The following is a 26,477-nucleotide window of genomic DNA, read 5'->3' as shown; positions in this document are numbered from 1 at the left end:
CTTGCGCTTCAGCCTCCCGCCTGCTTGGGCCGGTAGCCGACCTGTTCCAGCGCCCCCAGGGCCACGGCCACTTGGTCTCCCTGCAGCTCGATCACGCCATCTTTGACGGTGCCGCCGGTGCCGGCGGCGGCCTTGAGCTGCTTGAGCAGCGTTTTCAGCTCGGCTTCCGGCGCCTCAAGGCCCGTGATCGCCGTTACCAGTTTTCCGCCTTTGCCTGCCTTGGTGCGCTGCACTCGCACCCGTTGCTGGGCCTTTGGGCTGGGTGCGCCCGCCGGGCCTGACCCAGCGGCGGTGGGTCTGGCCGTGCTTGCGGCGTTGCTGCTGAATTCCTGCCAGCTGCCCTTCTTGGCCATGCCGAAACCTGCGATTAGCAATGTCCGGGAGTCTGATCGGGCCAGCTTCACCCAGATCCCGTTTGCACCGGTAGGATTCTTACTGCTGATTTGTATCGGCTGCCGCTGCCACCATGCGCATCACCAGTAAGGGCCAGGTCACGATCCCCCAGGCGATTCGAGAGCAGTGTGGGCTGTTGCCCCACACCGAGGTGCGCTTTGAGCTCGAGGAGGGGCGGCTGCTGCTGGTGAAACAGGACCCACCCGGTGGCCGAGGTGAGGAGGGATTGCGCCTGCTGCGGCAGGCCCGCCTGCGCACCCGCCTCAGCACCGATGAGCTCCTGGCCCTTTGCCGGGGTGAGGAGCAGTAATGCTGTTTGTGGATTCGAACGTGATCCTCGACGTGATCACGGCGGATCCCCTCTGGGCCGCCTGGAGTGCCACCCAGCTCGCCCAGGCCCTCGATGCCGGGCCGGTGCTGATCAACGCCATCGTTTACGCCGAGATCGCCTTTGCCAGCGACGCCATCGAGGCGGTGGATGAGCTTCTGCCGCAGCACCTCTATGCCTATCGGCCGATCCCCCGCGAGGCCTCCTTCCTCGCCGCCATGGCCCACGCCGATTACCGCCAGCGCGGTGGCCAGCGCTCAATGATCCTTCCCGATTTCCTGATCGGCGCCCATGCCCTGCTGGAGTCCACGGGACTGATCACCAGGGATGAGCGCCGCTATCGCCAGGCATTTCCCGGTTTGAAATTAATCCTGCCCTGAGGGCCGACTCCATAGATGACCACCACCGATAGAACGAGGTGCTACGCCCTTGCCAGCAGCAGGCGCCAGCCCTCGATCAGCATCACGATCACCCAGGCCCCCATGCAAATGCTCACGGCGGCAGCGGCGATGTCCTTGGTGGCCCCGATCTGGGGTGTCCGTTCAGGTTGCACGTAGTCGCACAGCTCCTCGTAGGGCCTGGGGGTGGTGGTTGGCATCAGCCCATAATCCACCCGTCAGCTTGATCAGGCCCGTGAGCTCTCTCACCTCTTTGCGCCCTTGGCCGTGGCCGCTTCTTACGCTGAGTTGATATTGCCCCGCCACCGGTGACAAGCACCGTTCCCCCTGTGTCCACCGCCAGCGGCGTCGATCCCTCCGCCCTGGAGCTGGCAGCCCGCCCCAACAGCCTGGGCCGCTACGGCCAGTTCGGCGGCCAGTACGTGCCCGAAACCCTGATTCCCGCCCTGGCAGAGCTGGAGCAGGCCGCGGCTGAGGCCTGGAAGGATCCGGCCTTCACCGACCGGCTCAACCACCTGCTGCGCACCTATGTGGGGCGGCCCAATCCCCTCTATGAGGCTGAGCGCCTCACCGAGCACTACCGCCGGCCCGAGGGCGGCCCCCGCATCTGGCTGAAGCGAGAAGACCTCAACCACACCGGCGCCCACAAGATCAACAACGCCCTGGGGCAGGCGCTGCTGGCCCTGCGCATGGGCAAAAAGCGGATCATTGCCGAAACCGGCGCTGGCCAGCACGGCGTGGCCACGGCCACCGTTTGCGCCCGCTTCGGCTTGGAGTGCGTCGTCTACATGGGCGCGGAAGACATGCGCCGTCAAGCCCTCAATGTGTTCCGCATGCGGCTGCTGGGGGCAACGGTGTGTCCCGTCACCGCCGGCACGGCCACCCTTAAAGACGCCACTAGCGAAGCCATTCGCGACTGGGTCACCAATGTGGAGAGCACCCACTACATCCTCGGCTCGGTAGCTGGTCCCCACCCCTTCCCGATGTTGGTGCGCGATTTCCACGCCGTGATCGGCGAGGAAACCAAGCGCCAGTGCCACGAGGCCTTTGGCCGCTTGCCCGACGTGCTGGTGGCCTGCGTGGGCGGTGGCTCCAACGCCATGGGCCTGTTCCATCCCTTTGTTCAGGACACTTCCGTGCGCCTAGTGGGGGTAGAGGCCGCCGGCGATGGCGTGGCCACCGGCCGCCATGCAGCCACCATCACCGAGGGCCGTGTTGGGGTGCTGCACGGCGCCATGAGCCTGCTGCTGCAGGACGAGGAGGGCCAGGTGCAGGAGGCCCACTCGATCAGCGCCGGCCTGGATTACCCCGGCGTGGGCCCTGAGCACAGCTACCTCAAAACCATCGGCCGGGCCGAATACGGCGCCGTCACCGACACCGAGGCGCTGGACGCCCTGCAGCTTCTGTGCCGGCTGGAGGGCATCATCCCGGCCCTGGAAACGGCCCACGCCTTCGCCTGGCTGGAGAAGCTATGCCCCACTCTGGCCCCCGGCACCGAGGTGGTCCTCAACCTCTCGGGCCGCGGCGACAAGGACGTCAACACCGTGGCTGAGAAGCTCGGCGACAAGATGGGGGGCTGATCCCAGCCTGCTGGCCTCAGCCCAAGACCGGGAAGTCGAAACGATTGCAGAAGAGCGAAAATAGCACCTGCCACAGGTTGGGGTGCTCCTCGAGCTCTCGGGCTGCCTCGCTCTCAATCGTTTGCAGCTGATCGGGGCTCAGCTCGAGGCCGGTGGCAAGACGAGCAAGTATCTCGCGCTCTTGCTCGCAGATGAATTCATCATCCTGCTGATGCCTTGATGCGGAAGCCACCATCACGGCAGTTTTCATGGCCAGTTCCCGTTGCTCTGGATTTATCAAGGCGGCCAGCTCCTCGATGCAGGCTGGATCAGATAATTGAGCTTCCCAATTAATAATTTTGGCCTGAAGTTTATATTGTTTACTCAGAGAGTCCAGGAGGTTTTCCTCTTCAAGAGATACCCCGCCATCGGCAAGGGCAACCAGATTGAGAATTCTCAGGATCACCCCTGCTGATTGGTGGTCCATTAACTGGTTGAGCTGATACTTGGAATCAGTTTACCGGCTTCGACTGGTGAAATATTTGATATTGCAATTGATCGCTAAGGGTCCGATCTAGCGCAAGAGCCTCTCCAGTGCCTGGGCCACCGAGCCCACGGCAGCTCGGGCTGTGGCGTAGGCCATGCGCATCGGCCCCACCAGGGCCACCTGGCCCACGCCGCCGTCGCCGCTGCGGTAGTTGGCCTGCACCACGGCGCACTGGTGCAGGGCCCGGTGGGGATGCTCGGCGCCGATCCAAATGCCCGGCTGGGGTAGCAGCTGTTGGGGCGCATCCTCCACCAGCTCCACTAAGGGGCGCAGGCTGAGGGTCTGGCTGAATTCCGGCTGGGCAAGCAGGCCAGCGAGGCCCATGGCTACAGCGCCTTCGCCCTCCAGCTGCCGCGACTGCCCATGGCTAGCCAGCGCTTGGCGCAGCACGGCGCCGCTGCTGGTTAGGTGGGAGGGCAGGGCCGCCCAGTCGATGCTGCCGCCATCCAGCTGGGCCGCGACCCAGCGCTCCAGGGACGCCAGTTCCGCTACTGCAAGGCAGGGCAGCCGCAAGTTGAGGCTGCTGGCTGTGGAGCCCCCCTCCACCAGGAACACCAGCAGGCGTTCACCACTGGCCACCAGTCGGAGGGCCTGCAGCTGGGACTGCTGGCGTTGGGGCCTGGTGATCAGGCTGAGCAGGCCCGTGAGATCTGCCAGGCGCCGGCTCAGATGCAGGAGCAGATCGTCGAGGGCTGCCCACTGCAGGCTGAGTCCGGTGAGTTCGCGCTCTAGCTGTAGGGCGGCCGCGCCTGGCGCGGGCAGCAGCTGATCAACGTAGGTGCGGTAGCCCTGCTGGCTGGGGATTCGGCCAGCGGAGGGGTGGGGCTGGGTGAGCAGGCCACGCTGCTCCAGGGCCCCCATGGCTGAGCGCACCGTCGCCGGGCTGGCCTGCAGGCCAAAACGGCGCACCAGGGTCTGGCTGCCCACCGGCTCCATCGTGTCGACGTAGTGGCGCACGGCGAGCTGCAGTACTTCCTGCTGCCTGGCGGGCAAGGGCCTGGGGGAGGCGGACTGCAAGCGGGCGCCGCAGGAGTGAGGCGATCGTACGCAGCCCAGCGGTTCTCAGTAGCGGGGTACGGCCGGATCCACCTCCACACTCCAGGCGTCGATGCCCCCTTGCACGTTCCAGACGGCAGTAAAGCCGTGTTCCTGCATCAGCCAGCAGCCCAGATGCCAGCTGCGCACACCGGCGTGGCACAGCACGGCCACGGGCCGGTCGCGGTCGAGCAGCTGGTTGAGCTGGCCAATCCACTCGTTAGATCTGCCCAGGGGCAGATGCACCACGGCATGGGGCAGGCGGGCCAATTCCAGTTCGGTGTCTTCGCGCACGTCCACCAGCTGGATCGCCTCGCCCCGCTCCAGCCGCTCTTGCAGGTCGCGGGCCCGGATTGTCTGCGGTGTCGTCTCGATAGGTGCCATGGCGGGCAGACGGGGTGGCTTGGGGTCAAGATGGACCCATCCTGCGTGGGGCGCATGAAGGCCCGCCCGTTTTTGGCGGTCGTGCTGGCGGTGGCATTGCTGTTGCTGAGCCTGGCGGCGGGTGGCTGGTGGCTGGTGCTGCAGCTCTCCCCCCTGCAGCTGCAGCACCAGCAGCTGGTGTCGCCCCGGGCGGCCCGCTTTGTGCCCCGCCAAGCCGCCCTCAGCCTTTATTTGCTCAGCGATGGCGAGCAGCCGGTGGGCTACGCCCGGGCGGTGGCCCCCCCCCGCCAGCGGCGCCAGGCGGCTGAGGCGGTCGCCGGCCTTAGGGATGGCGCTTTCGCCGCCGCCGGCCTCGACTATCCCGGCGAGCTGGCCCCCTGGTTGGGCCGCGAACTTGGCTTTGCCCTACTGGCTTCCGAGCCCGGGGAGGCGCCTGATGGTTGGTTGCTTGCCCTGCGCAGTCGCGACGCTGACGGTGCCCGCCGCTTTCTGCAGCGCTTCTGGCAGACCCGCAGTCTTGCTGGCACCGACTTGCAGATCAGCAGCTACCGCGGCATGGGTTTGATCAGTGGCCGTGGTGCCCTGGTGGGCACCACCCCGGTGCCGATCGCTACGGCGCTGATCGACGACGACCTGGTGTTGATCGCGTCGGGTCGGGGGGTGCTGGAGCAGGCCCTTGACGTCTCCCAGATTGATGAGCTCAACCAAGCGGCCAGCCCCCGCTTTAAGCAGGCGGTGCAACGCCTTGAGCAGGGGGCGCTGCTGTTAACAGCCCGGCCAGAAACCCTGGGGCCCTGGTTGGGGTTGCCGGATGAGTTCACGGCGCCTGGGGTCGTGCAGGAGCTGGTGGCCAGCCTGCGTCCCGATAACCGCTCCTTGGAGCTGGATGCCCTTCTGCAGTTCGCTGCAGATGCCGCAGTGCCGGCTCCCTCTGCGGATGGCATTGGGGAAATTGACTCCACGGGAGCCGCTCTTTTAGCGGCCCTGCAGGGCCCTTCAGAGAGCTTGGCCCTGGTGCAGCGCCCCGCCGCTTGGCCGGCCTACTGGCAGCCCCTGCTGGCGGCAGTCCTGCAGGCCGAGCCGGGATCATTCCCGGCCCTGGTGACTGCCGCCGCCGATGGCCCGCTGCTGCGCAGTGAGGCAAGTCAGGGCTGGCTGCTGGGCACTGGCGCCGACCAACCGCAGCCGGAGGCCCTCGCAGGGGTGCTGGCGGCCGAGGGATTGATCGCCGCGCCGCTGCCGGTGGAAGGGGATCCCGATCTGCGGGTCTGGACCAGGCTGGAGGCTGGCCAGGCTGGACGCCGATTCGTCCGCGGCGATGCCAACCAGCTGCAGGCCAGCCTGGAGGGCGCCCGCTCCAGCCAGGGCCGCCTGGCCTGGTGGGGTCAGACCCTCGCGGTGCTGCAGGAGCAGCGTGACTCCCGCAAGCCGCCCCGGCTGCGGCTGGAGCAGCTCGCCGGCCTCGATCTACCCCAGGCTCCCCTGCAGTGGGCTATGGCGGCGGGCCGGGCCCAGCCCTTGCTGCAGCGCTGGAGCACCTGGCAGCTTTTGTCGGCCCTGGCTGGCCAGCCCCTGGCCCCGGCCGTGCAGAGCCTGAGCCTGGGCTGGGAAGCTCAGCCTGACGCCAACCTGCACCTCAAGGCCCGCCTTGAATTCGGTTGATGGCTATGGCAAAACTTGAACCAGTTGAGCGCGAACTGCTGCTCTGGCGCCACGGCATTGCCGAAGATCGCCATCCTGATCGCCCTGATCAGGAGCGGGCTCTTACGGCTGAAGGCCGTCAGCGCACTGCGGCCGTGGCGGCGGAGTTGTGCCGCTTGCAGCTCCACTGTGATCGCCTGCTGAGCAGCCCCCTGCGGCGGGCGCTGCAGACCGCTGAAATTGGCGTGGCGGCTGGTCTAGCGCCGGCGCTGGAGTTGGAGGATCGCCTGGCGCCGGGTGGTGATCCGCGGCCGCTGCTGCAGGCGGGCCCTTGGCGGCGCCTTGGCCTGGTGGGCCATGAGCCAGACCTGGGCGAGCTGGCCTCGAGCCTGCTGGGGTTGCCGGCGGGCTCGATTTCGGTGCGTAAGGCCGGCATCGTGCTGCTGCGCCTGGGCCCAACCGGCGCCAGCCTGGAGGCCCTAATTGGCCCAAGGTTGCTGCGGCTACGGCGGGATGGCCAGCGGCAGCCGTAAGTTCGCCTTACTGAGTGCGGTGGAAGCTTGGTAGTTACAGGAGCGGCGACCCCAGCCCCATTTCGGCCGGGTTTGGAGGGGGTGCCGGCTACCCAATCGTCGATCTGCGACATCGATGGCCAGCGGGGGGTGCTCACCTATCGCGGCTACCCCGTAGAACAGCTGGCATCTTGCAGCTCCTTCCTGGAGACGGCCTACCTGCTGATCTGGGGCGAGCTACCCACCGCTGAGCAGCTGCAGGAGTTTGAGCAGGAGGTGCAGATGCACCGCCGGGTCAGCTTCCGCATTCGGGACATGATGAAGTGCTTCCCCTCCGGGGGGCATCCGATGGATGCGCTGCAGAGCAGCGCCGCCTCCCTGGGCCTTTTTTATTCCCGTCGAGCCCTCGACAACCCCGAATACATCGTTTCGGCGGTGGTGCGGCTGATCGCCAAGATCCCCACGATGGTGGCGGCCTTCCAGCTGATCAGGAAGGGTCAAGATCCGATCCAGCCCCGCGACGACCTGGCCTACGCCGCCAATTTTCTTTACATGCTCACGGAGCGGGAGCCCGATCCGCTGGCGGCCCGCATCTTTGACGCTTGTCTGATCCTGCACGCTGAGCACAGCCTCAACGCCAGCACCTTCAGCGCCCGGGTGACGGCCAGCACCCTCACCGACCCCTATGCCGTGGTGGCGTCAGCGGTTGGCACCCTGGCGGGCCCCCTGCACGGCGGTGCCAATGAAGATGTGCTGGAGATGCTCGGCCAGATCGGCAGCCCAGATCAGGTGGCGCCCTGGCTGGATCGGGCGATTGCCGGCAAGCAAAAAATCATGGGTTTTGGCCACCGGGAATACAAGGTCAAGGACCCCCGGGCTGTGATTCTCCAAAGTCTGGCGGAGCAGCTCTTTGACCAGTTCGGTCACGATCCGATGTACGACCTAGCCCGCAAGCTGGAGGAGGTCGCGGCCGAGCGCCTGGGGCCTAAGGGAATTTTCCCCAACGTCGACTTTTATTCAGGCCTTGTGTACCGCAAGCTCGGTATCCCTGAAGACCTCTTCACGCCCATTTTTGCTATCGCCCGCACGGCTGGCTGGCTGGCCCATTGGAAGGAGCAGCTGGGGGCTAATCGCATCTACCGGCCCTCCCAGATCTATACCGGTCAGCCCTCCCGTGACTGGCAGCCCGTGGGGGCCCGCTAAGTTGACCCCATCTAAGCTGCCGCCATGCTGACCACCACGGCTCCGGGCCTGGATCTAGAGGCCAGTTTTGAGCAGGCCCTGCAGGGCTTCGGCCTGAGTCCTGCCGCCGCCCACCTGTTGTGGCTGCCCCTGCCCATGGTGCTGGTGCTGGTGGCGGCCGTGGTGGGCGTGCTGGTCAACGTCTGGCTTGAGCGCAAGATCTCAGCAGCGGTGCAGCAGCGCATCGGTCCTGAATATGCCGGCGCCCTCGGCGTTCTCCAGCCGATGGCCGATGGCCTCAAGCTCGTTTTCAAGGAAGACATCATTCCGGCCCGGGCTGACGGCCTGCTGTTCACCCTCGGCCCAGTGCTGGTGCTGATTCCGGTGATCCTCAGCTGGTTGGTGGTGCCCTTCGGCCAGCACCTGCTGATCAGCAACGTCGGCATCGGTATCTTCCTTTGGATCTCGCTGAGCAGCATCCAGCCGATTGGCCTGCTGATGAGCGGCTACGCCTCCAACAACAAGTATTCGCTGCTGGGCGGTCTGCGGGCGGCGGCCCAGTCGATCAGCTACGAGATCCCCCTGGCCCTGGCTGTGCTGGCCGTGGTGATGATGAGCAACTCGCTCAGCACCGTTGACATCGTCAACCAGCAGACCGGCGCTGGCATCCTCAGCTGGAACATCTGGCGTCAGCCGGTGGGCTTCGTGATCTTCTGGATCTGCGCCCTAGCCGAATGTGAGCGCCTGCCCTTTGACCTTCCTGAGGCGGAAGAGGAGCTGGTGGCTGGCTACCAGACCGAGTATTCGGGCATGAAGTTCGCCCTCTTCTATCTGGGCAGCTACATCAACCTGGTGCTCTCGGCCCTGCTGGTGTCGGTGCTTTACCTAGGCGGCTGGGGTTTCCCCATCCCCGTGGAGTGGCTGGCCAGCTGCCTGCACCAGCCGATAGATGCACCCTTGGTGCAACTGATCACCGGCTCGGTAGGCATCGTCATGACGGTGCTCAAGGCCTACCTGCTGGTGTTTCTGGCGATCCTGCTGCGCTGGACCACGCCACGGGTGCGCATCGACCAGCTGCTCGATCTGGGCTGGAAGTTTCTGCTACCGATTGCCCTGGTCAACCTGCTGATCACGGCAGCGCTCAAGCTGGCCTTCCCGGCTGTGTTTGGCGGCTGACCCCGCGTGAACCCAGCTTTTCTCCAGACCAGCCATCATGGGCTGACCCATTCCGACCGCCTCCCCCCAGAGCCAACTCCATGTTCGGGTTTCTCAAGAAAGTCGGTGACTACACCCGCGATGCGGTGGGTGCGGCCAACTACCTGACCCAGGGTCTGGCGGTGACCTTTGATCACCTGCGACGCCGGCCGATCACCGTTCAGTACCCCTACGAGAAGCTGATCCCCTCCGAGCGCTATCGGGGCCGCATCCACTACGAATTCGACAAGTGCATCGCCTGTGAGGTGTGTGTGCGGGTCTGCCCGATCAACCTGCCGGTGGTGGATTGGGTGATGAACAAAGCCACCAAGAAAAAGGAGCTGCGCAACTACTCGATTGATTTCGGGGTGTGCATCTTCTGTGGCAACTGCGTGGAGTATTGCCCCACCAACTGCCTGTCGATGACCGAGGAATACGAGCTGGCAGCTTTTGATCGCCACAGCCTCAACTTCGACAACATCGCCCTTGGTCGCCTGCCTACCAGTGTTACCAGCGATCCGGCGGTCGTTCCCCTGCGGGAGTTGGTCTACCTGCCCAAGGGAGTACTGGATCCTCACGATGTGCCGGATACGGCGCCGCGGGTGGGCAAACTGCCCGAGCAGGTGCTCGAATCCCTGCCTAGCGGAGACGCGTCATGACTATCTCCTCCATTACCCAGCTGATCTGCTTCGTTGCTCTCTCAGCCACCTTGGTGCTGGGAGCCCTCGGGGTGGTGTTGCTGCCCAACATTGTTTATTCGGCCTTCCTGCTGGGCGGAGTATTTCTTTCGGTGGCGGGTCTCTACCTGCTGCTAAACGCCAGTTTCGTGGCAGCGGCCCAGGTGCTCGTCTATGTGGGCGCCGTCAACGTGCTGATCCTGTTCGCGATCATGCTCGTCAATAAAAAGGAAAATCTGGCGGCCATTCCCGGGCTTGGTCTCCGGCGTCTGCTCTCCGGCGCTGTCTGCGGTGGCTTGTTTTTGCTGCTGATTCGGGTGGCCTTCACTACCCCTTGGCCCCTACCTGGCCCAGAACCCGTGGGCGAGGAGGCCACGATTCGCATTGGCGAGCACCTCTTCAGTGACTACCTACTGCCCTTTGAGCTGGCTTCGGTGCTGCTGCTGATGTCGATGATCGGCGCCATCGTTTTGGCCCGCCGCGATGTGCTCAGCAGCGATGTGATCACAGGTGAGGCAGTCGATCAGGGCCTGATCGAGAAGGAGCGCACCCCCCTGTTGCTGGAAAACTCTCCTCGCTAGCGGGCGTTTCCGCGCCCTCTCAGCCTCACTGCCACCGCCATTATTGCCACCGTCATCGTTGCCACCGTCATGGAGTTCACCATCCCCACCACCATCCCCACCACCATCCCCTTGCAGGCCTACCTGGCCCTGGCGGCGGTGTTGTTTTGCACCGGTGTCTGGGGATTGATCAACAGCCGCAATGCGGTGCGGGTGCTGATGAGCATCGAGCTGATGCTCAATGCCGTCAACATCAACCTGATGGCTTTCTCCAACTATCTCGACGGCCAGCTGATCCGTGGCCAGGTGTTCGCCATCTTCGTGATCACCGTGGCCGCTGCTGAGGCAGCTGTTGGTCTGGCGATCCTGCTCTCCCTCTATCGCAACCGCGAAACGGTTGATATGGAGCGCTTCAACCTGCTGCGCTGGTAGCTGGTCCTTTAGCGATGCGGCTTGAGCGGGTCTGGCTGATTTCAAGGTCTGGCAGCCAGGCGGCCCACCGCCAGGCCAAGCGCTGCGCAGAAGATCTGTCGGCCCAGGGGGTGCACGTGGTGGTGGCCTCTAGTGGCCTGGCCCGCAATCCCTTTCCCGGCTTGCTGGCCACGGAAGCCGAGCTGCCCGATCTAGCCCTGGTGCTGGGGGGTGATGGCACCGTGCTCGGTGCGGCGCGCCATCTGGCCCCCCTCGATGTGCCGATCCTCAGTTTCAATGTGGGCGGCCACCTCGGCTTTCTCACCCACGATCGCCGCCTGCTGCGCCTGAGCAGCGACGCCCTTAAGAGCGAGGAGGAGAGCCTTTGGGACCGGCTGCGTCAAGACCGCTTTGCCCTGGAGCGGCGCATGATGTTACAGGCCCATATCGACCGGGGCGACGGCGTTGATGGCTCAGAGATCGGCCATCTGGCTCTCAACGACTTCTATTTCCGGCCCTGCCTCGATGAGGTCTCCCCCACCTGTGTGCTGGAGCTGGAGATCGATGGTGAGGTAGTGGATCAATACCGCGGCGACGGCCTGATCATTGCCACTCCCACCGGCTCCACTGGCTATTCCATGGCTGCAGGTGGGCCGATCCTGCACCCGGGCATCGAAGCGATCGTGGTTAATCCGATCTGCCCGATGAGCCTCTCGAGCCGGGCCGTGGTGGTGCCGCCCAGGGCCCAGCTTTCGGTCTGGCCCCTGGGCGAAACCAGTCGCCGGGTCAAGCTTTGGAAAGATGGCGCCCACGCCACCGTGCTTGAACCCGGCGATCGGGCCTTGGTGGAGCGCAGCCCTCACCCGGCCCTGCAGGTGCTGCTGGAGCAAAGCCCTTCTTACTACCGCACCCTCACCCACAAGCTGCATTGGGCTGGCAGCCTCACCGCCATCGAGCCCTCCCACAACTAAACCCCCTGCTCCCCCCGCCCCAAATCGCCCCATGGCCCTGGAAATTGAACGCCGCTTTCTGGTGCAGGGGCTGGACTGGCGCCGCCATATCTGCTGGCAAGCCCAGCTGCAGCAGGGCTACCTGGTGGCGAGCGCCGATGGCTTCACCGTGCGGGTGCGCCGTGCCAGCGGTGAAGAGGCCGTAGCCGGTGCCTGGCTCACCCTCAAGGCCCGCACCGAGCAGCTTCTTGAAGCCCCAGGCCTGCTGCCGGAGGGCTTGGTGCGCCAGGAATTCGAATACGCCATTCCAGAGGCGGATGCTGCTGCCCTGCTGGCGTTGGCGCCCCAGGGCCTTTGCAAAGTGCGCTACGGCCTTGATCTGCCAGGTGGGGAGTGGGTGCTCGACGTCTTTGAGGGTGCGAATGCACCGCTGGTGGTGGCCGAGGTGGAACTGGAGCCGCAGGGGCTTGAGCAAGGCCTGGCCCTCCAGCCGCCCGCCTGGTGCGGGCGTGAGCTAACTGGGCGCCATGAGCTAAGCAATGCGGCCCTGGCCCGCCGGCCCCTGGCTCTCTGGCCAGAAGCGGAGCGCTTGGCCCTGTTCGAGTCTGCAGCTAGCTAAGACTTGCCAGGTTCAATCGAGCAGCAGTTGAAGCCGTCACGGCAGATTTTGCCGTGGTCCATGGCCCAATTCAGCAGGGCTACCCGGTTCTTGGCGCCTGTTTTGGTGAAGACGTTGCTCACGTGGTTGTCCACGGTGCGCTTGCTGATCGTCAGCGATTCGGCGATCTCCTGGTTGGTTAGGCCCTTGGCCACCAATTCAATTATCTCAATTTCCCGCTCCGACAGCTCATGGCGCACCTGGCCGAGGGAGCCTCCCGTGGCGTGATTGGAATCCATGGGCCCAAGGCGAGCACTTATCAGCACTGTAGGCAGGGTGCTGTTCCATGATGGTCCTAAGTGGCGCGATTGGTTTGTTGCTTCAACGGGCACTTGCTAGCGGGCAGCCAGCTCTCACCGCAGAGGTGATGCCACCTAGGGGAGGGGATCCCTCGCGCTCATTGGCGGCCGCAGGGTCCCTGCGGGGCTGGGTCCATGCGGTAAACGTCACTGATGGCAGCCGCGCCGTGATGCGGATGAGCAGCCTGGCCCTATGCCGCCTGTTGCTTGACGCCGGCATCGAACCGGTGCTGCAGCTGGCCTGCCGCGATCGCAACCGCATTGCCCTGCAGGCCGAATTACTAGGCGCCCATGCCTTGGGCGTGCGCAACCTGCTCTGCCTCACCGGCGATCCCGTGCGGGCCGGCGACCAGCCCGGTTCTCGCCCGGTGAATGAGCTGGAGGCGGTGCGGTTGTTGCAGCTGGTACAGCACTTCAATGGCGGGCAGGATCCGGTGCAAGGTGAGCTGCCCGATGGACCCACCGACCTATTTGCCGGTGCAGCTGCCGATCCCCAGTCGGCTAGTTGGAGTGGTCTCAAGAGCCGGCTGCTGCGCAAGAAGCAGGCCGGTGCCCGCTTCATTCAAACCCAGATGGTGATGGACGCCGAAGCTCTCAAGCGCTTTGTTGGTGACCTCGCCGCACCGCTTGATCTGCCCGTGCTGGCGGGTGTGTTTCTACTCAAATCGGCCCGCAACGCCGCCTTCATCAACCGGGTGGTGCCCGGCGCCAACATTCCCCAGGCCGTGATCGACCGGCTGGCTGCGGCGCCAGATCCGGCGGCTGAGGGCGTAGCTATCGCCGCGGAACAGGTGGGCGCCTATCTCCAGATTGCCCAGGGGGTACATCTGATGGCCATTAAGGCTGAGGAGCGAATTCCGGCGATCCTGCGGCAGGCCGGCCTAAAGCCCCTAGCGCTGGGCTAGTTGGAGTTGCTCAGGGCCAGATCGGTGCCCAGTAGTTCGGCCATCGCCTTCTGCTGCGGCGATGGCGACACCACATCCTGCCGGCGCACATCGGTGATCAGCCAGTCGAGGGCGGCCTCCTGTAGGTCGAAGTGGTCGCCGTTGCGGTCAACGCAATAGCGGCCAAACACCAGCTTCTCCACCAGACGCACTCCAGCCCCGATGCGGGAGTAGTCAAAGATGATCGAGTTGTCGATTGTGGCTCCTTCGCAGATGTGGCAATTGGGGCCAATCATCGCCGGGCCAATGATTGTGGCGCCATTTTCAATGCGAGTCATGCCGCCCACATAAATGGGGCCGGTGATATTGATCTGATCCCAGTCAGCAGCAACGTTGAGGCCGGCAAATACCCCTGGCCGCACTTCCTTGCCAGGGATCTGCACCTGACGCACCTGGCCCTGCAAAACGCTGCGGATTGCCTGCCAGTAATCCGGCACCTTGCCGATATCAACCCATTCAAACTCCATCGGCAGGGCGTAGAAAGCTGCGCCGGCCTGCACCAGTTTGGGAAATAGGTCTGAGCCGATATCGAAGGGCTGGTTGCTTGGCACAAAGTCGAGCACCTCTGGCTCGAAGATATAAATGCCGGTGTTGATCATGTCGCTGGCAGCCTCATCCACCGCCGGCTTTTCCTGGAAGGAGCGCACCCTGCCGTCATCGTCTGTGACGACCACGCCATAACTGCTCACCTGATCCTTGGGAACTCGCTTGGTGATCATGCTGGCCATGGCGCCCTTGGCCTTATGGCGACGCACCGCTTCGCTCAGATCAAGGTCGATCAGGGCATCACCGCAAAGCACCACAAAGGTGTCGTCGAAGAAGCGCTGGAAATTTTGGATCTTCTTCAGCCCTCCTGCCGATCCCATCGCGTCGCCGATCAGCTCACCGTCTTCGATGCGGCCTTCAAAGCTGTAGGCGATTTCAACACCGAAGCGCTGACCATCGCGGAAGTAGTTCTCGATCTCCTCAGCCAGATGGGAGACGTTCACCATGATTTCGGTGAACCCGTGCTCCCGCAGCAGCTCCAGCAGAAACTCCATCACGGGTTTCTGCAGGATGGGGATCATCGGCTTGGGGATCGTGTGCGTAATGGGCCGCACCCGTGTTCCCTTGCCAGCAGCCAGGATCATCGCCTTCATGGGCGCCAGCCTAGACCCACCGCTTAAGCCGCCAGCGCCTGCTCCGCCGCACCGAGGGCTGGCACTAGGGGCAGTTGGCGGGTCTCGCCAGGATGGAGCAGGCGCCGCAGGTGCAGAGGGCCAAACAGCCCGCCCTGCTGGTCGAGTTCCACCTTGCCCTGGTGGCAGAGAAACAACAGAGCCCAGAAAACCCCCACCCGGTCCCGGTCCAGCTCGGCGTCCGCAGCCTTGGCTTCCACGTGGGCAGCCCAGTCCTGCACCAGCTCGTTGAAGCCGGCCCAGTCGTGGGCTGGATCCCAGCTAAGTAAAAACTGGCTGAGAGCAGCGGTGGTTTCCGGCAACTTCTCGCGGTGCGCCAGGGCCGCTACCTGCTCAATCGCGGCCCTTTCGCTGTAGCGCTTGGGGCGGTGGCGCGGCCGAATCCGACCCTCGTCCGCTTCGAGTCGCTCGGCGATGTCCTCGAGCTGGCGGATCAATTCCCCCAGGGTCACCGGTCGTTGCAGGGGTGGCGGCGCTACGGGCCGGCGCCAGAGGTGCCTTTCCGGTCGCTGAGGCAGGGCCAGGGCGGGGTTCACCAGCCAGCCTTGGCCATCGGCATCGAAATCAAAGCCGATGTCGTCCTGCTCTGGCGCCTCCTGCGCAAAGGTGGCCGCTTCCAGCACCTCGGCTTTGAGGCTCACCAACACCGAGGCCGCCAAAAAGGCCTCACTGGTTTCAGCCAGGTCCTGTTCGTAGCTGCCGCCCCGGCTTGGAGCGTTTGCTACCACCAGGCGGGGCACCTCAATGCGCTGGCGCAGCTGGTCGAGAAAACCATCCACCACGGCGATCACGTCCACATCCCATGGGTCGATATCGCCCCGCTCTGCCGCATCCTGGAGCAGGCGGATAGCCAATCTTGCGCCTCCTTCAGCCAATCGTGCCCCGAGGCCTCCGCTGAGTCATTGGCCGCACGCTACCGGTGTTGGCCATTTCGTACCAGCACCCCTGCCAAAGCACCACCGCTGGGGTCAGCCAACTGACACGGTCACGGCTTCGTTGGCATCGGGACTGGCGGGAGCCGAGCTTTGCCCGGCCGCTGGCAGCAGCCCCAGCTGGGCATCCACCGTGGCTCGGTAGCGCTGCAGGTCGTTTTCCAGCTCCTGGATGCGCACCTGTTGGGCGGCGAATTCGCCCTGGCTCTGCACCGCTTCCACCTTGCGCACCACCCCGGTCCAGACCGCAAACACCCAGGCAGCGGTGGCGCCGATGCCGCCAACTAGGAGCAGCAGGGCGGCTAGGGGCAGGGTGCCGCTCAGTCCTGGCAGGAAGTGGACCGTGGTGGGTGCTGTGTTCTCCAGGGTGAACATCACCATGGCTAGGCCAAAGCTGAAGATCAGCAGAAAGTTCAGCTGTTTCATCTCAGGAGCGTAATTAGGTCAACCCAGGGTTGAACTCACCGCGGGCTATCTGCACAGTTTTGTTACCCAGGGCGGCGGATCAGGTCGGCAGGGCCGGCGCCGACAGCAGCGGTTGGCGAATCAGATCGCCCGGCGGCGGCTGAATCACCTTGGCTAGGGCGGTGGTCTCCCGCTGCACGAGGGCCTCGATCGAAGCCCGGTAGGTGTCGGTCATCACCCTGGGGTAGAGGCCGATGCCCACGATCGGCACCAGCAGACAGCTGATCACGTAGATCTCCCGGGGCTCCGCATCCACCAGGTGGGTGTGGGAGGCGAGCTCAGTGTTTTCCTTGCCGAAGAAGATTTCCCGCAGCATCGAGAGCAGGTACACCGGGGTGAGGATCACGCCCACCGCCGCTAGAGCCGCCATCACGATGCGGAAGCTGAGCGAATAGGCCTCGCTGGTAACGAAGCCCGTGAACACCATCAGCTCGGACACAAAGCCACTCATGCCTGGTAGGGCAAGGGAGGCCAGGGAGCAGATAGTCCACAGGGCAAACATCTTGCGCATCTTCTGGCCAACCCCGCCCATGTCGTCGAGCTGCAGGGTGTGGGTGCGGTCGTAGGTGGCGCCCACCAGGAAGAACAGGCTGGCTCCGATCAGGCCGTGGCTGATCATTTGCAACATGGCCCCACTGGTGCCCAGGGCACTGAAGCTGCCGATGCCGATCAGCACGAAGCCCATGTGGCTGATCGAGCTGTAAGCGATCTTGCGCTTGAGGTTGCGCTGGGCAAACGAGGTGAGAGCGGCGTAGATGATGTTCACCACCCCCAGTACCACCAGCAGCGGCGCAAATTGGCCATGCCCCTCGGGGAGCAGCTGCACGTTGAAGCGCAGCAAGGCGTAGCCCCCCATCTTCAGCAAGATGCCTGCCAGCAGCATGTGCACCGGAGCCGTGGCCTCGCCGTGGGCATCGGGCAGCCAGGTGTGCAGGGGCACGATCGGCAGCTTCACCCCAAAGGCGATCAGCAGGCCTGCGTAGGCGAATAGCTGGAACTTCGTTGAGAAGTCCTTGGCCATCAGGTCCGTGTACTCAAAGCTGGGGGTGCCACCGCCGTAGAAGGCCATCGCCAGGCCCACCACCAAAATGAACAGGGAGCTACCGGCTGTGTAGAGGATGAATTTGGTGGCTGCGTACTGACGCTTTTTGCCGCCCCAGATAGCCAGCAGCAGATACACCGGCAACAGCTCCAGCTCCCAGGCCAGGAAGAACAGCAGCATGTCCTGCACGGCGAACACGGCGATCTGGCCGCCATCCATGAGCAGCAGCAGGAAATAAAAGAGCTTGGGCTTGAAGGTCACCGGCCAGGCCGCCAGAGCCGCCAGGGAGGTGATGAAGCTGGTGAGCAGGATCAGGGGCATCGAGATGCCGTCCGCCCCCAGCGACCAGGCCAACCCCAGGCTGGGTAGCCACTGAACCCGCTCCACCAGCTGCAGTCCTTCGACCGCCGGGTCATAGCCGTTGAGGTAGGCCCCCACGGTGATCAAGAAGGTGATCAGGGTGATGCCAAGGGCATACCAGCGAATCCGCTTGCCGTCGCCGGCATCGGGAATGAAAGGAATTACCAGGGCCGCTGCGATCGGGAAAAGGATCGACGCGCTCAACCATGGGAAGGGCACGAACCAGGCCTCACCGTTTGCTCGGAGTGTAGAAATTCAGTCGGGCCCGGCACTCTGCTGATGGTGGATGTCACACAGAGTTGTGCGTCCTGCCCCCTGCTTCGCTGATCCGCTGGCACGCGCTTTGCGCTAACGCCAGGGGATCAGCGAAGCAGCGGCAGGCGTTGTCGCGAGGCAGGGAAGGCTCTGGTGCGGCAGGGTGTCCGCGTGCGGTGTGAGGCTCGCTGGGCTGAGCGGCCGAGGCCGTGTTGCCCGCATAGCGGGCGTAACGGCCGAACCGCTCAGCCAAGCGAGCCGAATAAAACCACTAGGGCGATGACACCGCCAAACACGATCAGGGCATAGAACTGGGCCCGGCCGGTTTCGAAGTATTTGAGACCCTCGCCACTACCCAGGGTCACCAGGCCGGTGAGGTTGACGACTCCATCAACAACCTTGGAATCAACCTCCAGCACCTGGCGGGCCAGTTTGCGGCTGCCCTGTACAAACAACTTGTCGTTGATCGCATCGAGATACCACTTGTTGGCCAGGAAGGCATTGAGGGCGGGGAAGCGAGCGGCTACGGCTTTGCCTAGATCGATTTTGTGCAGCGCGTAGGCGAGCACGGCGACGGTTATGCCAGCGATGGAGATGCCGACTGAGGCTCCGGCTAGGGGCAGGAATTCACTCCAACTGAAGTGTTCGGCCACCTCTGCCGCCTCCTTGGGGTCGAGCAGGTTGCCAAACCGGCTGTTCCAGGGGGTGCCCAGCAGGCCAACAAGCACAGAGGGCACGGCCAGTACAGCCAGGGGCATGGCCATCTGCCAGCCAGATTCATGGGGATGGCTGGCGTGGCCATGGTCGTCGCCGTGGCTATCGCCCTGGTCATCAGTGGTTTTCCCTGCTTCAGCCAGCAGCTGGGCCCGCATGGCCTGATCATTGCCGCGAAACTCCCCCTCAAAGGTGAGGAAGTAGAGGCGGAACATATAAAAGGCGGTCATGCCGGCGGTGATGAAGCCAGCCACCCACAGCACGGGGAATGAACCAAACGCCACGCCGAGGATCTCGTCCTTGCTCCAGAAGCCAGCCAGAGGGGGAATGCCGGCGATGGCGACGCAGCCAATCAGGAAGGTGCTGCTGGTGATCGGCATGTGTTTGCGCAGCCCACCCATTAACCGCATGTCCTGGGCGAGCACGGGCTCATGGCCCACCACCTCTTCCATGGCGTGGATCACCGAGCCGGATCCCAAAAACAGCATCGCCTTGAAGAAGGCGTGGGTCACCAGGTGGAACATGCCGGCCACCGGAGCGCCGCAGCCCATGGCCAGCATCATGTAACCCAACTGGGAAACGGTGCTGTAGGCCAGACCCTTCTTGAGATCCATCTGGGTGAGAGCAATCGAGGCTCCCAGCACCAGGGTGATGGTTCCCACGACGGCGATCGTGGCCTGCACAGCCGGGAAGGGTTCGTAAACGGGTTGCAACCGGGCCACCAGGAACACACCGGCGGCCACCATGGTTGCCGCGTGGATCAGGGCGGAAATGGGGGTCGGGCCCTCCATCGCATCCGGCAGCCAGACGTGAAGGGGGAATTGGGCCGATTTCGCCATCGGTCCCATGAACACCAGCAGGCACAGCAGGATCGCCGCCGCGTTGGAAACACTGCCGCCGGCCACGGCCTCCTGCAGCCGGCTGCCAATTTCCTCAAAGCCGAAGCTGCCGGTGGCCCAGAAGAGACCCAGGATTCCCAGCAGCAGACCGAAGTCGCCAACTCGGTTCACCACAAAGGCTTTTTGCGCGGCATTGGCGGCGCCATCGCGGTCGTACCAAAAGCCCACGAGCAGGTAGGAGCACATGCCCACCAGCTCCCAGAACACATAAATCTCCAGCAGGTTGGGGCTGATTACCAGGCCCAGCATCGAGCTGCTGAATAGGGCTAGGTAGGTGAAAAAGCGCACATAGCCCTTGTCATGGGCCATGTAGCCATCGGAATAAACCATCACCAGCACGGCGATGGTGGTCACCAACGACAGCATCACGGCGCCGAGGGCGTCCACCCGGAAGCCCATTTGCAGGTTGAAGGTGCCGGCGCTGGCCCAGTTGAACAGCACTTCGGTGGGCGGTGCACCCGCCAGTTGCTGGGCCAAAACGGCGTAGCTCAGAACTGCAGCCGCTCCCACGCAGCTGATCAGTAACCAGGCCACGGGTTTGCGCAGCCGATTGACGGTGCGGTTGAAGCTGATCAGCCCCAGCCCGGTAATACAAGCCCCTACCAGGGGCAGCACCGGAATCAACCAGGCGAGTTCGGCGGCTGACGGCATGCGCTGCAAGCTGGTTGGCGCAAGTGTAGGCAGCCAAACAGGTGCATATCCAGGCCTGTGCGGGCTCGCCCATGGGCGGGGGCTTCGCGGCGAGCCGTACTCAGCCCAGTAGGTGGGCCAAGCCTGTGCGAGCGAAGCTCGTTGCGCCGAGGCCGATGAAGCGATGGGCCCACCAAAACACCCCTACGGCAATGGCAATGCCCAGCTGGGCTGGCCTTAGAAATTCGCTGGGAACCAGCTGCTGGCGGCCGGTCAATATCGCCCTAAATGGAAGGATCGAGGTGCTAGCCCTCAGCTCCTCAAAGGCGCTACCGAAGCGCTTGGCCAGGCGCCGGTCGCCATTCCAGATGGCGAACAGATGGTGGGCGATCAGGCCGGCGCAGGTGGCCACCATGAAGCTGCTGCCGATCCAGAGCAGGTGGGTGGCGCACCAGAGGACCTGGCCCACGGCCTGGGGATGGCGGCTGATGCGGATGATGCCGGTGGCATAGAGCCGCACCTGGGGCTTGAGCACCGCCGGGATTTCCAGCAGGTTGTAGGTGGCTGGATAAAGAAACAAAAAGCTGATAGCGGTGCCGGCCCACACCACGGGCACGATCCAGGGCTGGTCCTGGAGATTCCAGAGGCGCACCCCGTCGTAGCGATGGGCCAGGAAGTAGCCGATCACCACCACGGCTGAGGGGATGCTCACCGCGGCAAACAGCAGCCGCCAGGCCCGTTCGCCAATTTTTGCTGCGCCCCACACCCGCAGCGAGGCTCCGCCGCTGTGAACTATGGCGAAAGCCAGCAACAGGGCGAGCATTACCCAGCTGCTGTGGTGCGAAGAGCTGGGGGGCACGGGCCGGATGGGGAGTTGTGAAGCTCTCGATTCTCGCTGCCAGGCTTCCCCCTTAGAGTTTTGAACTAGCCAGCTGGCAGGCTCCGGCCGATCCAGGCAACCCAATGGCAGACCTGCCTTTCACTCTTGATCAGCTCCGCATCCTGCGGGCCATCGCCTCTGAGGGGAGCTTCAAGAAGGCCGCAGACAGCCTTTATGTGACTCAGCCGGCTGTGAGCCTGCAGATTCAGAATCTGGAGAAGCAGCTCAGCGTCAGCCTGTTTGACCGGGGCGGGCGCAAGGCCCAACTCACCGAGGCCGGCCACCTGCTGCTCAGCTACTGCGACCGAATCCTGAGCCAGTGCCAGGAGGCCTGCCGGGCTCTAGAAGACCTGCACAACCTGCGCGGCGGCTCGCTCATCGTTGGCGCCAGCCAGACCACCGGCACTTATTTAATGCCGCGAATGATTGGTCTGTTTCGGCAGAAGTACCCCGAAGTGGCGGTGCAGTTGCAGGTGCACAGCACCCGCCGCACGGGTTGGAGCGTGGCTAACGGCCAGGTGGATCTGGCGATCATCGGCGGCGAGCTTCCAACGGAGCTTTGTGAGCTGCTGCAGGTGGTGCCCTATGCCAGCGATGAGCTGGCCCTGGTGCTGCCGGTGAAGCATCCGCTGGCCCGCCTGCCCGAGCTCACTAAAGACGACCTCTACCGGCTGGGCTTTGTCTGCCTTGATGCCCAGTCGACCACCCGCAAAATGGTCGATCAGCTGCTGGCCCGCTCCGGGCTGGATGTGGGCCGGCTCAAGATCGAGATGGAGCTCAATTCCTTTGAGGCGATCAAAAACGCCGTTCAGTCGGGTCTTGGGGCTGCCTTCCTGCCGGTGGTCTCAATTGAGCGGGAGCTCTCTGCTGGCAGCCTGCATCGTCCCCATGTGGCCGACCTACTCGTGCGCCGCCAGCTGAAGCTGATCACCCATCCAGCCCGCTATTGCTCCCGGGCTGCCGATGCCTTCCGCAAGGAGGTTCTGCCCGTGTTTGCCAGCCCCGATAGCCCCCTGCGCCGGCCGTTGCAGCAGCAGGAGGCTCTCACTCAGAACTGATCTGCTTCAAAATTGATCAGCTTCAGGCGTGACTCCCACCGTGTCATCAGCCACGCCCTTGGTAAGGAATTTGTTTTGGCTGGTGTCTGTTTGGTAGACGCAGCGCACGATTGGCTTGTCTTTCACTGAGCCGATGTAGGCGAAGGTGTTCATGCGCTGCTTGCACTGGCGCATCTGTTCGTTGGTTACGGCTCCTTCCTTCTGCAACACGCTCCAGTTTTCCCGCCGAATAACGCAGCCGGCCTTGAGCTCCGGCTGGGTCACGAAGCTGGAGCTGGGGTTCATGGTGGTGTAAAGCTCCACGTCCATCACGAAGGCACTGGCGCCCCACTGGCGACAGAACTCCGGATCAGGCACCGCCATGTCGAGCTGCTGGCTGCTGGCGATGTTGCCCTGGTCGCCCTGGGTGGTACTGGAGATGGCGGTGCCGATGCCGATGCCCACCACCAGCACTCCAGCCAGGATCGCCAGGGTGCCCACGTTGAACTGAAAGGGGCCTGTGCCGCCAGGGCCATTGCCACCAGGACCAGGGCCACCAGGACCGCCTTTATTGCCGCCCCCGGCCGGCCGCCTGGGCTCATTGCGGCGACCGCCCCGCTCATAGGCATCATCTGCGTACCGCCCTCCGGGGGGACGACCCTCATCCGGGCGCTCACCGGCGTAGCGATCTGAGCTGTAGCGGGAGCGGCTCACAGGCTTTCCGTGCTGCGGGGCAGGCCCATGGAGTAGTTGAGCACCCGGGCATCCGGGTTGTAGCGAAGCTCGCCGGCCTGGAGTAGCTGGCGAATTAGCCCTTCCAGCTCCGAACCGATCTGGCGCAGGTTGTATTCGGTGAGGTCGGCGCCGGCTTGGGCGGCCACCAGCTCGCGGAAGTGGTCTTGCACCTTGGCCAGCACCGGGGCGTCCCAGAGGAACTCGTTATCGGGATCCACATCCATGGTGAGCTGGCTGGGATCAGGCAGCAGGTTGCCGTCCTCCACCCGGGCGGTGAACAGCCGCACGTGGCGGGTGGTGGACTTCAGCAAGGTCTCTGCAGGGCGGGATTCGGCAGGGAGTGAGTCAGCGAGGCGAGGGTCAGCCATGGGGAGGGGATTGCGGGCACCCGATGCACCAACTCTAGAAACCCCCCCCAGCCGCAGGGGTCAGTCGCCCCCTTTAAGGTTGCATCTGGATTTTTGAAAGTTGGTATGCGCGTCGTCATTGCCGGAGCAGGGCTCGCCGGGCTGTCGTGCGCGAAGTACCTCTGTGATGCCGGCCATACGCCGGTGGTGGTGGAAGCCCGCGACGTGCTGGGCGGCAAGGTGGCGGCCTGGCAGGACGAAGACGGCGACTGGTATGAGACCGGCTTGCACATCTTTTTCGGCGCTTACCGCAACATGCGCCAGCTGTTTAAGGAGCTGGATATCGAAGACCGTCTGCAGTGGAAAAGCCACTCCATGATTTTCAACCAAATGGAGACGCCAGGCACCTACAGCCGCTTTGACTTCCCCGACATCCCCGCCCCCTTCAATGGTTTGGCGGCAATTCTCAGCAACAACGACCTGCTCACCTGGCCCGAGAAGATTGCCTTCGGCATGGGTTTGGTGCCGGCAATTTTGCGCGGCCAGCAGTATGTAGAAGAATGCGATAAGTATTCCTGGACCGAGTGGCTGAGGCTGCACAACATTCCCGAGCGGGTCAATGACGAGGTATTCATCGCCATGGCCAAGGCGCTGAACTTCATCGATCCCGATGAAATTTCCAGCACGGTGGTCCTCACCGCCCTAAATCGCTTCCTGCAGGAGGGTGATGGCTCCAAGATGGCCTTCCTTGATGGCAACCCACCGCAGCGCTTGTGCCAGCCGATCGTCGATTACGTCGAAGCCCGTGGCGGGGAAGTTCACCTGAATTCCCCGTTGCGCCAGATCGAGCTCAATGCCGATGGCACGGTGAAGGCTTTCCAGATTGGTGGCATCAAGGGCCAGGAGCCCCGCACGCTTACGGCTGACGCCTACGTGAGTGCCATGCCGGTAGATCCCTTCAAGCTGCTGCTGCCTGAGGCTTGGAAGGAGATTCCCTATTTCAAGAAGCTCGACGGCCTCAATGGGGTGCCGGTGATCAATATTCACCTCTGGTTTGATCGCAAGCTCACCGATATTGACCACCTTCTGTTCAGCCGGAGCCCGCTGCTGAGCGTCTATGCAGACATGAGCAATACTTGTAAGGAATACGAGGATCCGGAGCGCTCGATGCTCGAGCTGGTTTTTGCCCCAGCCAAAGACTGGATTGGTCGCTCTGACGAGGACATCGTGGCGGCCACGATGGAGGAGCTCAAGCGCCTATTCCCGATGCACTTCACCGGCAACGACCAGGCCACTCTGCGCAAGTCGATCGTGGTCAAAACACCGCTGTCGGTTTACAAAACCGTGCCTGGCTGCCAGCAACTGCGGCCCGATCAAGCCTCGCCGATCCCCAACTTCTTCTTGGCCGGCTGCTACACCATGCAGCGCTACCTGGCCTCAATGGAGGGGGCGGTGCTGAGCGGCAAGCAGTGTGCCCAGGCGATTGGTACGGCGGTCTAGTCGTGGTGGTGTCCTCGCTCCCAAATTTGGAGAAGGCTTATGAGGCCTGCCGGCAGGAGACGGCCGAGTGGGCTAAGACCTTTTATCTGGGCACCTTGTTGATGCCGCCGGCCAAGCGTCGGGCGATTTGGGCGATTTATGTGTGGTGCCGCCGCACAGATGAGCTGATGGATAGTGCGGAGGCCCAAGCCCGTCCTGTGGCAGAGCTGGCAGATCGCCTAGATGCCTGGGAGGAGCGCACTAGGGCCCTGTTTGCTGGCGAGGTTTGCGATGGCCTTGATCTGGTTATGCGGGACACGATGGAGCGTTACCCCCAGCCCTTGCAGGCTTACTTAGACATGATCGAGGGGCAGAGGATGGATCTACGCCTGCACCGCTACCCCACCTTCGAAGATCTAGAGCTCTACTGCTATCGGGTGGCAGGCACCGTTGGCCTGATGACTCAGGAGGTGATGGGATTGGATCCTGCCTACACAAGCGCCCCTTGGAGTGATCGGCCGGACACCTCCCACGCAGCTGTAGCCCTCGGCATCGCCAACCAGCTCACCAACATTCTTCGCGACGTGGGCGAAGATCGTTCTAGAGGGCGTATATACCTTCCCCAGGAAGATCTGGAGAGATTTGGCTATAGCGAAGCCGAATTGCTTGCGGGCACTATTAACGACAATTGGCGTGCCCTGATGCGATTTCAGCTAGAGAGAGCTCGAATGTGGTTTGCCCGCTCAGAGGCAGGAGTGCGCTGGCTTGCTCCCGACGCTCGATGGCCCGTATGGGCATCGCTGCGGCTATATAGGGGTATTCTTGATGTAATTGAGGAGCACCACTACGACGTTTTTAACAAGCGAGCCTTTGTGCCTAGGGCTGGCAAGCTATTCGATCTACCTTTTTCCTATCTGGTCGCTCAAGTGCGCTAAGTAGCGCCGCCTTCAATCCACTCCAGCAGGATTGAATTCACCAGCTCAGGTGCTTCGTCGTGGGGGCAGTGCCCAAGCCGCGGCAGCACGCGTAGATCCTGAATACAGGAGTACTGCTCTGCCCAGAGGCGTGCTTCGGCTGGATCCTCCCAGGGATCTGCTTCCCCCCAGATCATGCGCACCGGCAGCGCTGGCGTGGCGGCGCTTAGGTCGGCCAGCAGCTCGGGGGCTAGGTGGTCGTTAAACAGGTTGACGAAGCCGCGAAAACTTTCCGTGGCACCTGGATCTGTGCTGGGCCGGTGCAGCAGGGCTACCAGCTCGTCGTCGATGTGGGCACCACTCGGGTAGGCCCGCGCCAGCACGCTGCGAATGAAGGCCGGCTGAGCCAGTAGGCGAAACAGGGGTGCGATCACCCAGCGCTGCCGCACCAGCTGCTTCACCAGAGGGCGACTGGCCCGTTCCCAGCCCGGCAGCTTGGCCGCCCGTTTGTCGTCGAGGGTGCGCTGGGCGCAGTCGATCAGGATCACCTGAAAGGGTGGGAAACCCTCTGCCAGTAGCAGCCTGGCGGCGGTGAGGGCCACCATCGCGCCGATCGAGTTGCCCACCAGGTGCACGCGGGGCTGGGCTGGGCCGCTGCCAGGTTCAGCCAGAAGCAATTGCCTCACCGCGTCGGCTACCTGGCGGCCCCAGAGGTCGAAGCAGTACTGAACAGCGCCCTGCCTTGGCGGCTCTTGAGATAATCGGGAAACTGGCTTATCGCTGGCGCCAAAGCCCAGTAGGTCGAGTGCGAGCACCCGGGCATGGGGAGCGAGGGCCGGCAGGTTGTGGCGCCAATGGCCCACAGACGCCCCAAAGCCATGGATGAGCACAAACCGGTCGGTGCTGCTGGGAGACCCTGCTGCAAGCATGTGGATCCT

31 protein-coding genes are annotated in these 26,477 nt (G+C 63.7%); 16 read left to right on the top strand and 15 right to left on the bottom strand.

Features of this window, described 5'->3' with window-relative positions; translation table 11 throughout:
• Nucleotides 1-8: 8 nt before the first annotated feature.
• Nucleotides 9-353: a translation initiation factor gene (locus KBY74_RS02795; RefSeq protein ID WP_254941410.1), complete on the bottom strand. Its 345-nt coding sequence runs from the start codon at nt 351-353 to the stop codon at nt 9-11.
• Nucleotides 354-466: 113 nt separating this feature from the next.
• Between KBY74_RS02795 and KBY74_RS02790 the strand changes: the two genes are divergently transcribed.
• Together KBY74_RS02790 and KBY74_RS02785 are read left to right on the top strand one after the other, a co-directional pair.
• Nucleotides 467-703 (top strand): AbrB/MazE/SpoVT family DNA-binding domain-containing protein, encoded by a 237-nt coding sequence (locus tag KBY74_RS02790; RefSeq protein WP_254941409.1) that lies wholly within the window; start codon nt 467-469, stop codon nt 701-703.
• On the top strand, nt 703-1,101 hold the full coding sequence (locus KBY74_RS02785; RefSeq protein ID WP_254941408.1) for a type II toxin-antitoxin system VapC family toxin: 399 nt from the start codon (nt 703-705) through the stop codon (nt 1,099-1,101). The genes KBY74_RS02790 and KBY74_RS02785 overlap by 1 nt, the downstream gene beginning before the upstream one ends.
• A gap of 41 nt (nt 1,102-1,142) precedes the next feature.
• On the opposite strand, the gene KBY74_RS02780 is transcribed toward KBY74_RS02785, so the two are convergent.
• A complete protein-coding gene (locus KBY74_RS02780) occupies nt 1,143-1,319 on the bottom strand; it encodes a diacylglycerol kinase (protein WP_254941407.1) in 177 nt (58 codons plus the stop codon).
• Between the two features lie 108 nt (nt 1,320-1,427).
• Between KBY74_RS02780 and trpB the strand changes: the two genes are divergently transcribed.
• A complete protein-coding gene (trpB, locus tag KBY74_RS02775) occupies nt 1,428-2,699 on the top strand; it encodes a tryptophan synthase subunit beta (protein WP_254941406.1) in 1,272 nt (423 codons plus the stop codon).
• Nucleotides 2,700-2,715: 16 nt separating this feature from the next.
• On the opposite strand, the gene KBY74_RS02770 is transcribed toward trpB, so the two are convergent.
• From KBY74_RS02770 to KBY74_RS02760, 3 genes are all read right to left on the bottom strand, one after another.
• Nucleotides 2,716-3,165, bottom strand: coding sequence for a hypothetical protein (locus tag KBY74_RS02770; protein ID WP_254941405.1), 450 nt, complete (start codon nt 3,163-3,165; stop codon nt 2,716-2,718).
• An 87-nt stretch (nt 3,166-3,252) separates the two neighbouring features.
• Nucleotides 3,253-4,161 carry a heat-inducible transcriptional repressor HrcA gene (locus KBY74_RS02765; protein WP_254941427.1) on the bottom strand — a complete coding sequence of 303 codons (909 nt, stop codon included), beginning with the start codon at nt 4,159-4,161 and terminating at the stop codon, nt 3,253-3,255.
• A 126-nt stretch (nt 4,162-4,287) separates the two neighbouring features.
• Entirely contained in the window at nt 4,288-4,644 is a 357-nt protein-coding gene (locus tag KBY74_RS02760; protein ID WP_254941404.1) for a rhodanese-like domain-containing protein, read from the bottom strand.
• Between the two features lie 30 nt (nt 4,645-4,674).
• On the opposite strand from KBY74_RS02760, the gene KBY74_RS02755 reads away from it, so the two are divergent.
• From KBY74_RS02755 to KBY74_RS02715, 9 genes are all read left to right on the top strand, one after another.
• Entirely contained in the window at nt 4,675-6,306 is a 1,632-nt protein-coding gene (locus tag KBY74_RS02755; RefSeq protein ID WP_254941403.1) for a DUF3352 domain-containing protein, read from the top strand.
• Nucleotides 6,307-6,311: 5 nt separating this feature from the next.
• Nucleotides 6,312-6,818 carry a histidine phosphatase family protein gene (locus KBY74_RS02750; protein ID WP_254941402.1) on the top strand — a complete coding sequence of 169 codons (507 nt, stop codon included), beginning with the start codon at nt 6,312-6,314 and terminating at the stop codon, nt 6,816-6,818.
• Nucleotides 6,819-6,845: 27 nt separating this feature from the next.
• Nucleotides 6,846-8,000: a citrate synthase gene (locus KBY74_RS02745; protein WP_254941401.1), complete on the top strand. Its 1,155-nt coding sequence runs from the start codon at nt 6,846-6,848 to the stop codon at nt 7,998-8,000.
• Between the two features lie 24 nt (nt 8,001-8,024).
• Nucleotides 8,025-9,155 carry an NADH-quinone oxidoreductase subunit NuoH gene (gene nuoH, locus KBY74_RS02740; protein ID WP_254941400.1) on the top strand — a complete coding sequence of 377 codons (1,131 nt, stop codon included), beginning with the start codon at nt 8,025-8,027 and terminating at the stop codon, nt 9,153-9,155.
• A gap of 80 nt (nt 9,156-9,235) precedes the next feature.
• Nucleotides 9,236-9,832 (top strand): NAD(P)H-quinone oxidoreductase subunit I, encoded by a 597-nt coding sequence (gene ndhI / locus KBY74_RS02735; protein WP_106632670.1) that lies wholly within the window; start codon nt 9,236-9,238, stop codon nt 9,830-9,832.
• Entirely contained in the window at nt 9,829-10,431 is a 603-nt protein-coding gene (locus KBY74_RS02730; RefSeq protein WP_106632669.1) for an NADH-quinone oxidoreductase subunit J, read from the top strand. Before ndhI ends, KBY74_RS02730 begins: the two co-directional genes overlap by 4 nt.
• A gap of 69 nt (nt 10,432-10,500) precedes the next feature.
• A complete protein-coding gene (gene nuoK / locus KBY74_RS02725; RefSeq protein WP_254941399.1) occupies nt 10,501-10,842 on the top strand; it encodes an NADH-quinone oxidoreductase subunit NuoK in 342 nt (113 codons plus the stop codon).
• Nucleotides 10,843-10,856: 14 nt separating this feature from the next.
• The gene (locus tag KBY74_RS02720; protein ID WP_254941398.1) at nt 10,857-11,792 is read left to right on the top strand and encodes an NAD(+) kinase; all 936 of its coding nucleotides are present in this window, start codon (nt 10,857-10,859) and stop codon (nt 11,790-11,792) included.
• A gap of 31 nt (nt 11,793-11,823) precedes the next feature.
• Nucleotides 11,824-12,390 carry an adenylate cyclase gene (locus KBY74_RS02715; protein WP_254941397.1) on the top strand — a complete coding sequence of 189 codons (567 nt, stop codon included), beginning with the start codon at nt 11,824-11,826 and terminating at the stop codon, nt 12,388-12,390.
• Here KBY74_RS02715 and KBY74_RS02710 read toward each other — a convergent pair.
• A complete protein-coding gene (locus tag KBY74_RS02710; protein ID WP_106632665.1) occupies nt 12,387-12,668 on the bottom strand; it encodes a response regulator transcription factor in 282 nt (93 codons plus the stop codon). The genes KBY74_RS02715 and KBY74_RS02710 overlap by 4 nt on opposite strands.
• 50 nt (nt 12,669-12,718) lie before the next feature.
• Between KBY74_RS02710 and KBY74_RS02705 the strand changes: the two genes are divergently transcribed.
• Nucleotides 12,719-13,633, top strand: coding sequence for a methylenetetrahydrofolate reductase (locus tag KBY74_RS02705; protein WP_396123071.1), 915 nt, complete (start codon nt 12,719-12,721; stop codon nt 13,631-13,633).
• Here KBY74_RS02705 and KBY74_RS02700 read toward each other — a convergent pair.
• From KBY74_RS02700 to KBY74_RS02675, 6 genes are all read right to left on the bottom strand, one after another.
• A complete protein-coding gene (locus KBY74_RS02700) occupies nt 13,630-14,811 on the bottom strand; it encodes an NDP-sugar synthase (protein ID WP_254941395.1) in 1,182 nt (393 codons plus the stop codon). The two genes, KBY74_RS02705 and KBY74_RS02700, sit on opposite strands and share 4 nt — an antisense overlap.
• A gap of 23 nt (nt 14,812-14,834) precedes the next feature.
• The gene (locus KBY74_RS02695; RefSeq protein ID WP_254941394.1) at nt 14,835-15,725 is read right to left on the bottom strand and encodes a segregation/condensation protein A; all 891 of its coding nucleotides are present in this window, start codon (nt 15,723-15,725) and stop codon (nt 14,835-14,837) included.
• 93 nt (nt 15,726-15,818) lie between these two features.
• Complete coding sequence (locus KBY74_RS02690) at nt 15,819-16,208, bottom strand: lipopolysaccharide assembly protein LapA domain-containing protein (protein ID WP_254941393.1); 390 nt, start codon at nt 16,206-16,208, stop codon at nt 15,819-15,821.
• 79 nt (nt 16,209-16,287) lie between these two features.
• A complete protein-coding gene (locus tag KBY74_RS02685; RefSeq protein ID WP_254941392.1) occupies nt 16,288-17,868 on the bottom strand; it encodes an NAD(P)H-quinone oxidoreductase subunit 4 in 1,581 nt (526 codons plus the stop codon).
• A gap of 281 nt (nt 17,869-18,149) precedes the next feature.
• Nucleotides 18,150-20,168 (bottom strand): NAD(P)H-quinone oxidoreductase subunit 5, encoded by a 2,019-nt coding sequence (locus tag KBY74_RS02680; RefSeq protein WP_254941391.1) that lies wholly within the window; start codon nt 20,166-20,168, stop codon nt 18,150-18,152.
• A 100-nt stretch (nt 20,169-20,268) separates the two neighbouring features.
• Nucleotides 20,269-20,970, bottom strand: a complete 702-nt coding sequence (locus KBY74_RS02675) for an NnrU family protein (RefSeq protein WP_254941426.1) — start codon at nt 20,968-20,970, stop codon at nt 20,269-20,271.
• Nucleotides 20,971-21,110: 140 nt separating this feature from the next.
• Here KBY74_RS02675 and KBY74_RS02670 point away from each other — a divergent pair, with 140 nt between their 5' ends.
• A complete protein-coding gene (locus KBY74_RS02670) occupies nt 21,111-22,085 on the top strand; it encodes a LysR family transcriptional regulator (protein ID WP_254941390.1) in 975 nt (324 codons plus the stop codon).
• 6 nt (nt 22,086-22,091) lie between these two features.
• Here the strand turns inward: KBY74_RS02670 and KBY74_RS02665 are convergent, their stop codons facing one another.
• Nucleotides 22,092-22,778 (bottom strand): DUF3172 domain-containing protein, encoded by a 687-nt coding sequence (locus tag KBY74_RS02665; protein ID WP_254941389.1) that lies wholly within the window; start codon nt 22,776-22,778, stop codon nt 22,092-22,094.
• Complete coding sequence (locus tag KBY74_RS02660) at nt 22,775-23,167, bottom strand: NAD(P)H-quinone oxidoreductase subunit M (RefSeq protein ID WP_254941388.1); 393 nt, start codon at nt 23,165-23,167, stop codon at nt 22,775-22,777. The genes KBY74_RS02665 and KBY74_RS02660 overlap by 4 nt, the downstream gene beginning before the upstream one ends.
• Nucleotides 23,168-23,272: 105 nt before the next feature.
• On the opposite strand from KBY74_RS02660, the gene pds reads away from it, so the two are divergent.
• On the top strand, nt 23,273-24,646 hold the full coding sequence (gene pds / locus KBY74_RS02655) for a 15-cis-phytoene desaturase (protein ID WP_106632657.1): 1,374 nt from the start codon (nt 23,273-23,275) through the stop codon (nt 24,644-24,646).
• 5 nt (nt 24,647-24,651) lie between these two features.
• Nucleotides 24,652-25,560, top strand: coding sequence for a phytoene synthase (locus KBY74_RS02650; RefSeq protein ID WP_254941387.1), 909 nt, complete (start codon nt 24,652-24,654; stop codon nt 25,558-25,560).
• Here KBY74_RS02650 and KBY74_RS02645 read toward each other — a convergent pair.
• Nucleotides 25,557-26,468, bottom strand: coding sequence for an alpha/beta fold hydrolase (locus tag KBY74_RS02645; RefSeq protein WP_254941386.1), 912 nt, complete (start codon nt 26,466-26,468; stop codon nt 25,557-25,559). The two genes, KBY74_RS02650 and KBY74_RS02645, sit on opposite strands and share 4 nt — an antisense overlap.
• Between the last annotated feature and the right edge of the window lie 9 nt (nt 26,469-26,477).

This window comes from Cyanobium sp. A1C-AMD (assembly GCF_024346495.1).
Lineage (GTDB): Bacteria > Cyanobacteriota > Cyanobacteriia > PCC-6307 > Cyanobiaceae > Cyanobium_A > Cyanobium_A usitatum.
Note: the sequence above shows the minus strand (reverse complement) of the source record. Positions and strands in the feature narration are given on the sequence as shown.

Bases quoted from the DNA above. Each gene is read 5' to 3' on its own strand.
- KBY74_RS02750 (WP_254941402.1), top strand. From the start codon at position 6,312: ATGGCAAAACTTGAACCAGTTGAGCGCGAACTGCTGCTCTGGCGCCAC.
- KBY74_RS02720 (WP_254941398.1), top strand. From the start codon at position 10,857: ATGCGGCTTGAGCGGGTCTGGCTGATTTCAAGGTCTGGCAGCCAGGCG.
- KBY74_RS02760 (WP_254941404.1), bottom strand. From the start codon at position 4,644: ATGGCACCTATCGAGACGACACCGCAGACAATCCGGGCCCGCGACCTG.
- KBY74_RS02765 (WP_254941427.1), bottom strand. From the start codon at position 4,161: ATGGAGCCGGTGGGCAGCCAGACCCTGGTGCGCCGTTTTGGCCTGCAG.
- KBY74_RS02730 (WP_106632669.1), top strand. From the start codon at position 9,829: ATGACTATCTCCTCCATTACCCAGCTGATCTGCTTCGTTGCTCTCTCA.
- KBY74_RS02705 (WP_396123071.1), top strand. From the start codon at position 12,719: ATGGTCCTAAGTGGCGCGATTGGTTTGTTGCTTCAACGGGCACTTGCT.
- pds (WP_106632657.1), top strand. From the start codon at position 23,273: ATGCGCGTCGTCATTGCCGGAGCAGGGCTCGCCGGGCTGTCGTGCGCG.
- KBY74_RS02690 (WP_254941393.1), bottom strand. From the start codon at position 16,208: ATGAAACAGCTGAACTTTCTGCTGATCTTCAGCTTTGGCCTAGCCATG.
- KBY74_RS02790 (WP_254941409.1), top strand. From the start codon at position 467: ATGCGCATCACCAGTAAGGGCCAGGTCACGATCCCCCAGGCGATTCGA.
- nuoK (WP_254941399.1), top strand. From the start codon at position 10,501: ATGGAGTTCACCATCCCCACCACCATCCCCACCACCATCCCCTTGCAG.
- KBY74_RS02680 (WP_254941391.1), bottom strand. From the start codon at position 20,168: ATGCCGTCAGCCGCCGAACTCGCCTGGTTGATTCCGGTGCTGCCCCTG.
- KBY74_RS02700 (WP_254941395.1), bottom strand. From the start codon at position 14,811: ATGAAGGCGATGATCCTGGCTGCTGGCAAGGGAACACGGGTGCGGCCC.
- KBY74_RS02755 (WP_254941403.1), top strand. From the start codon at position 4,675: ATGGACCCATCCTGCGTGGGGCGCATGAAGGCCCGCCCGTTTTTGGCG.
- KBY74_RS02770 (WP_254941405.1), bottom strand. From the start codon at position 3,165: ATGGACCACCAATCAGCAGGGGTGATCCTGAGAATTCTCAATCTGGTT.
- ndhI (WP_106632670.1), top strand. From the start codon at position 9,236: ATGTTCGGGTTTCTCAAGAAAGTCGGTGACTACACCCGCGATGCGGTG.
- KBY74_RS02660 (WP_254941388.1), bottom strand. From the start codon at position 23,167: ATGGCTGACCCTCGCCTCGCTGACTCACTCCCTGCCGAATCCCGCCCT.
- nuoH (WP_254941400.1), top strand. From the start codon at position 8,025: ATGCTGACCACCACGGCTCCGGGCCTGGATCTAGAGGCCAGTTTTGAG.
- KBY74_RS02780 (WP_254941407.1), bottom strand. From the start codon at position 1,319: ATGCCAACCACCACCCCCAGGCCCTACGAGGAGCTGTGCGACTACGTG.
- KBY74_RS02795 (WP_254941410.1), bottom strand. From the start codon at position 353: ATGGCCAAGAAGGGCAGCTGGCAGGAATTCAGCAGCAACGCCGCAAGC.
- KBY74_RS02785 (WP_254941408.1), top strand. From the start codon at position 703: ATGCTGTTTGTGGATTCGAACGTGATCCTCGACGTGATCACGGCGGAT.
- KBY74_RS02710 (WP_106632665.1), bottom strand. From the start codon at position 12,668: ATGGATTCCAATCACGCCACGGGAGGCTCCCTCGGCCAGGTGCGCCAT.
- KBY74_RS02675 (WP_254941426.1), bottom strand. From the start codon at position 20,970: ATGCTCGCCCTGTTGCTGGCTTTCGCCATAGTTCACAGCGGCGGAGCC.
- KBY74_RS02670 (WP_254941390.1), top strand. From the start codon at position 21,111: ATGGCAGACCTGCCTTTCACTCTTGATCAGCTCCGCATCCTGCGGGCC.
- KBY74_RS02645 (WP_254941386.1), bottom strand. From the start codon at position 26,468: ATGCTTGCAGCAGGGTCTCCCAGCAGCACCGACCGGTTTGTGCTCATC.
- KBY74_RS02715 (WP_254941397.1), top strand. From the start codon at position 11,824: ATGGCCCTGGAAATTGAACGCCGCTTTCTGGTGCAGGGGCTGGACTGG.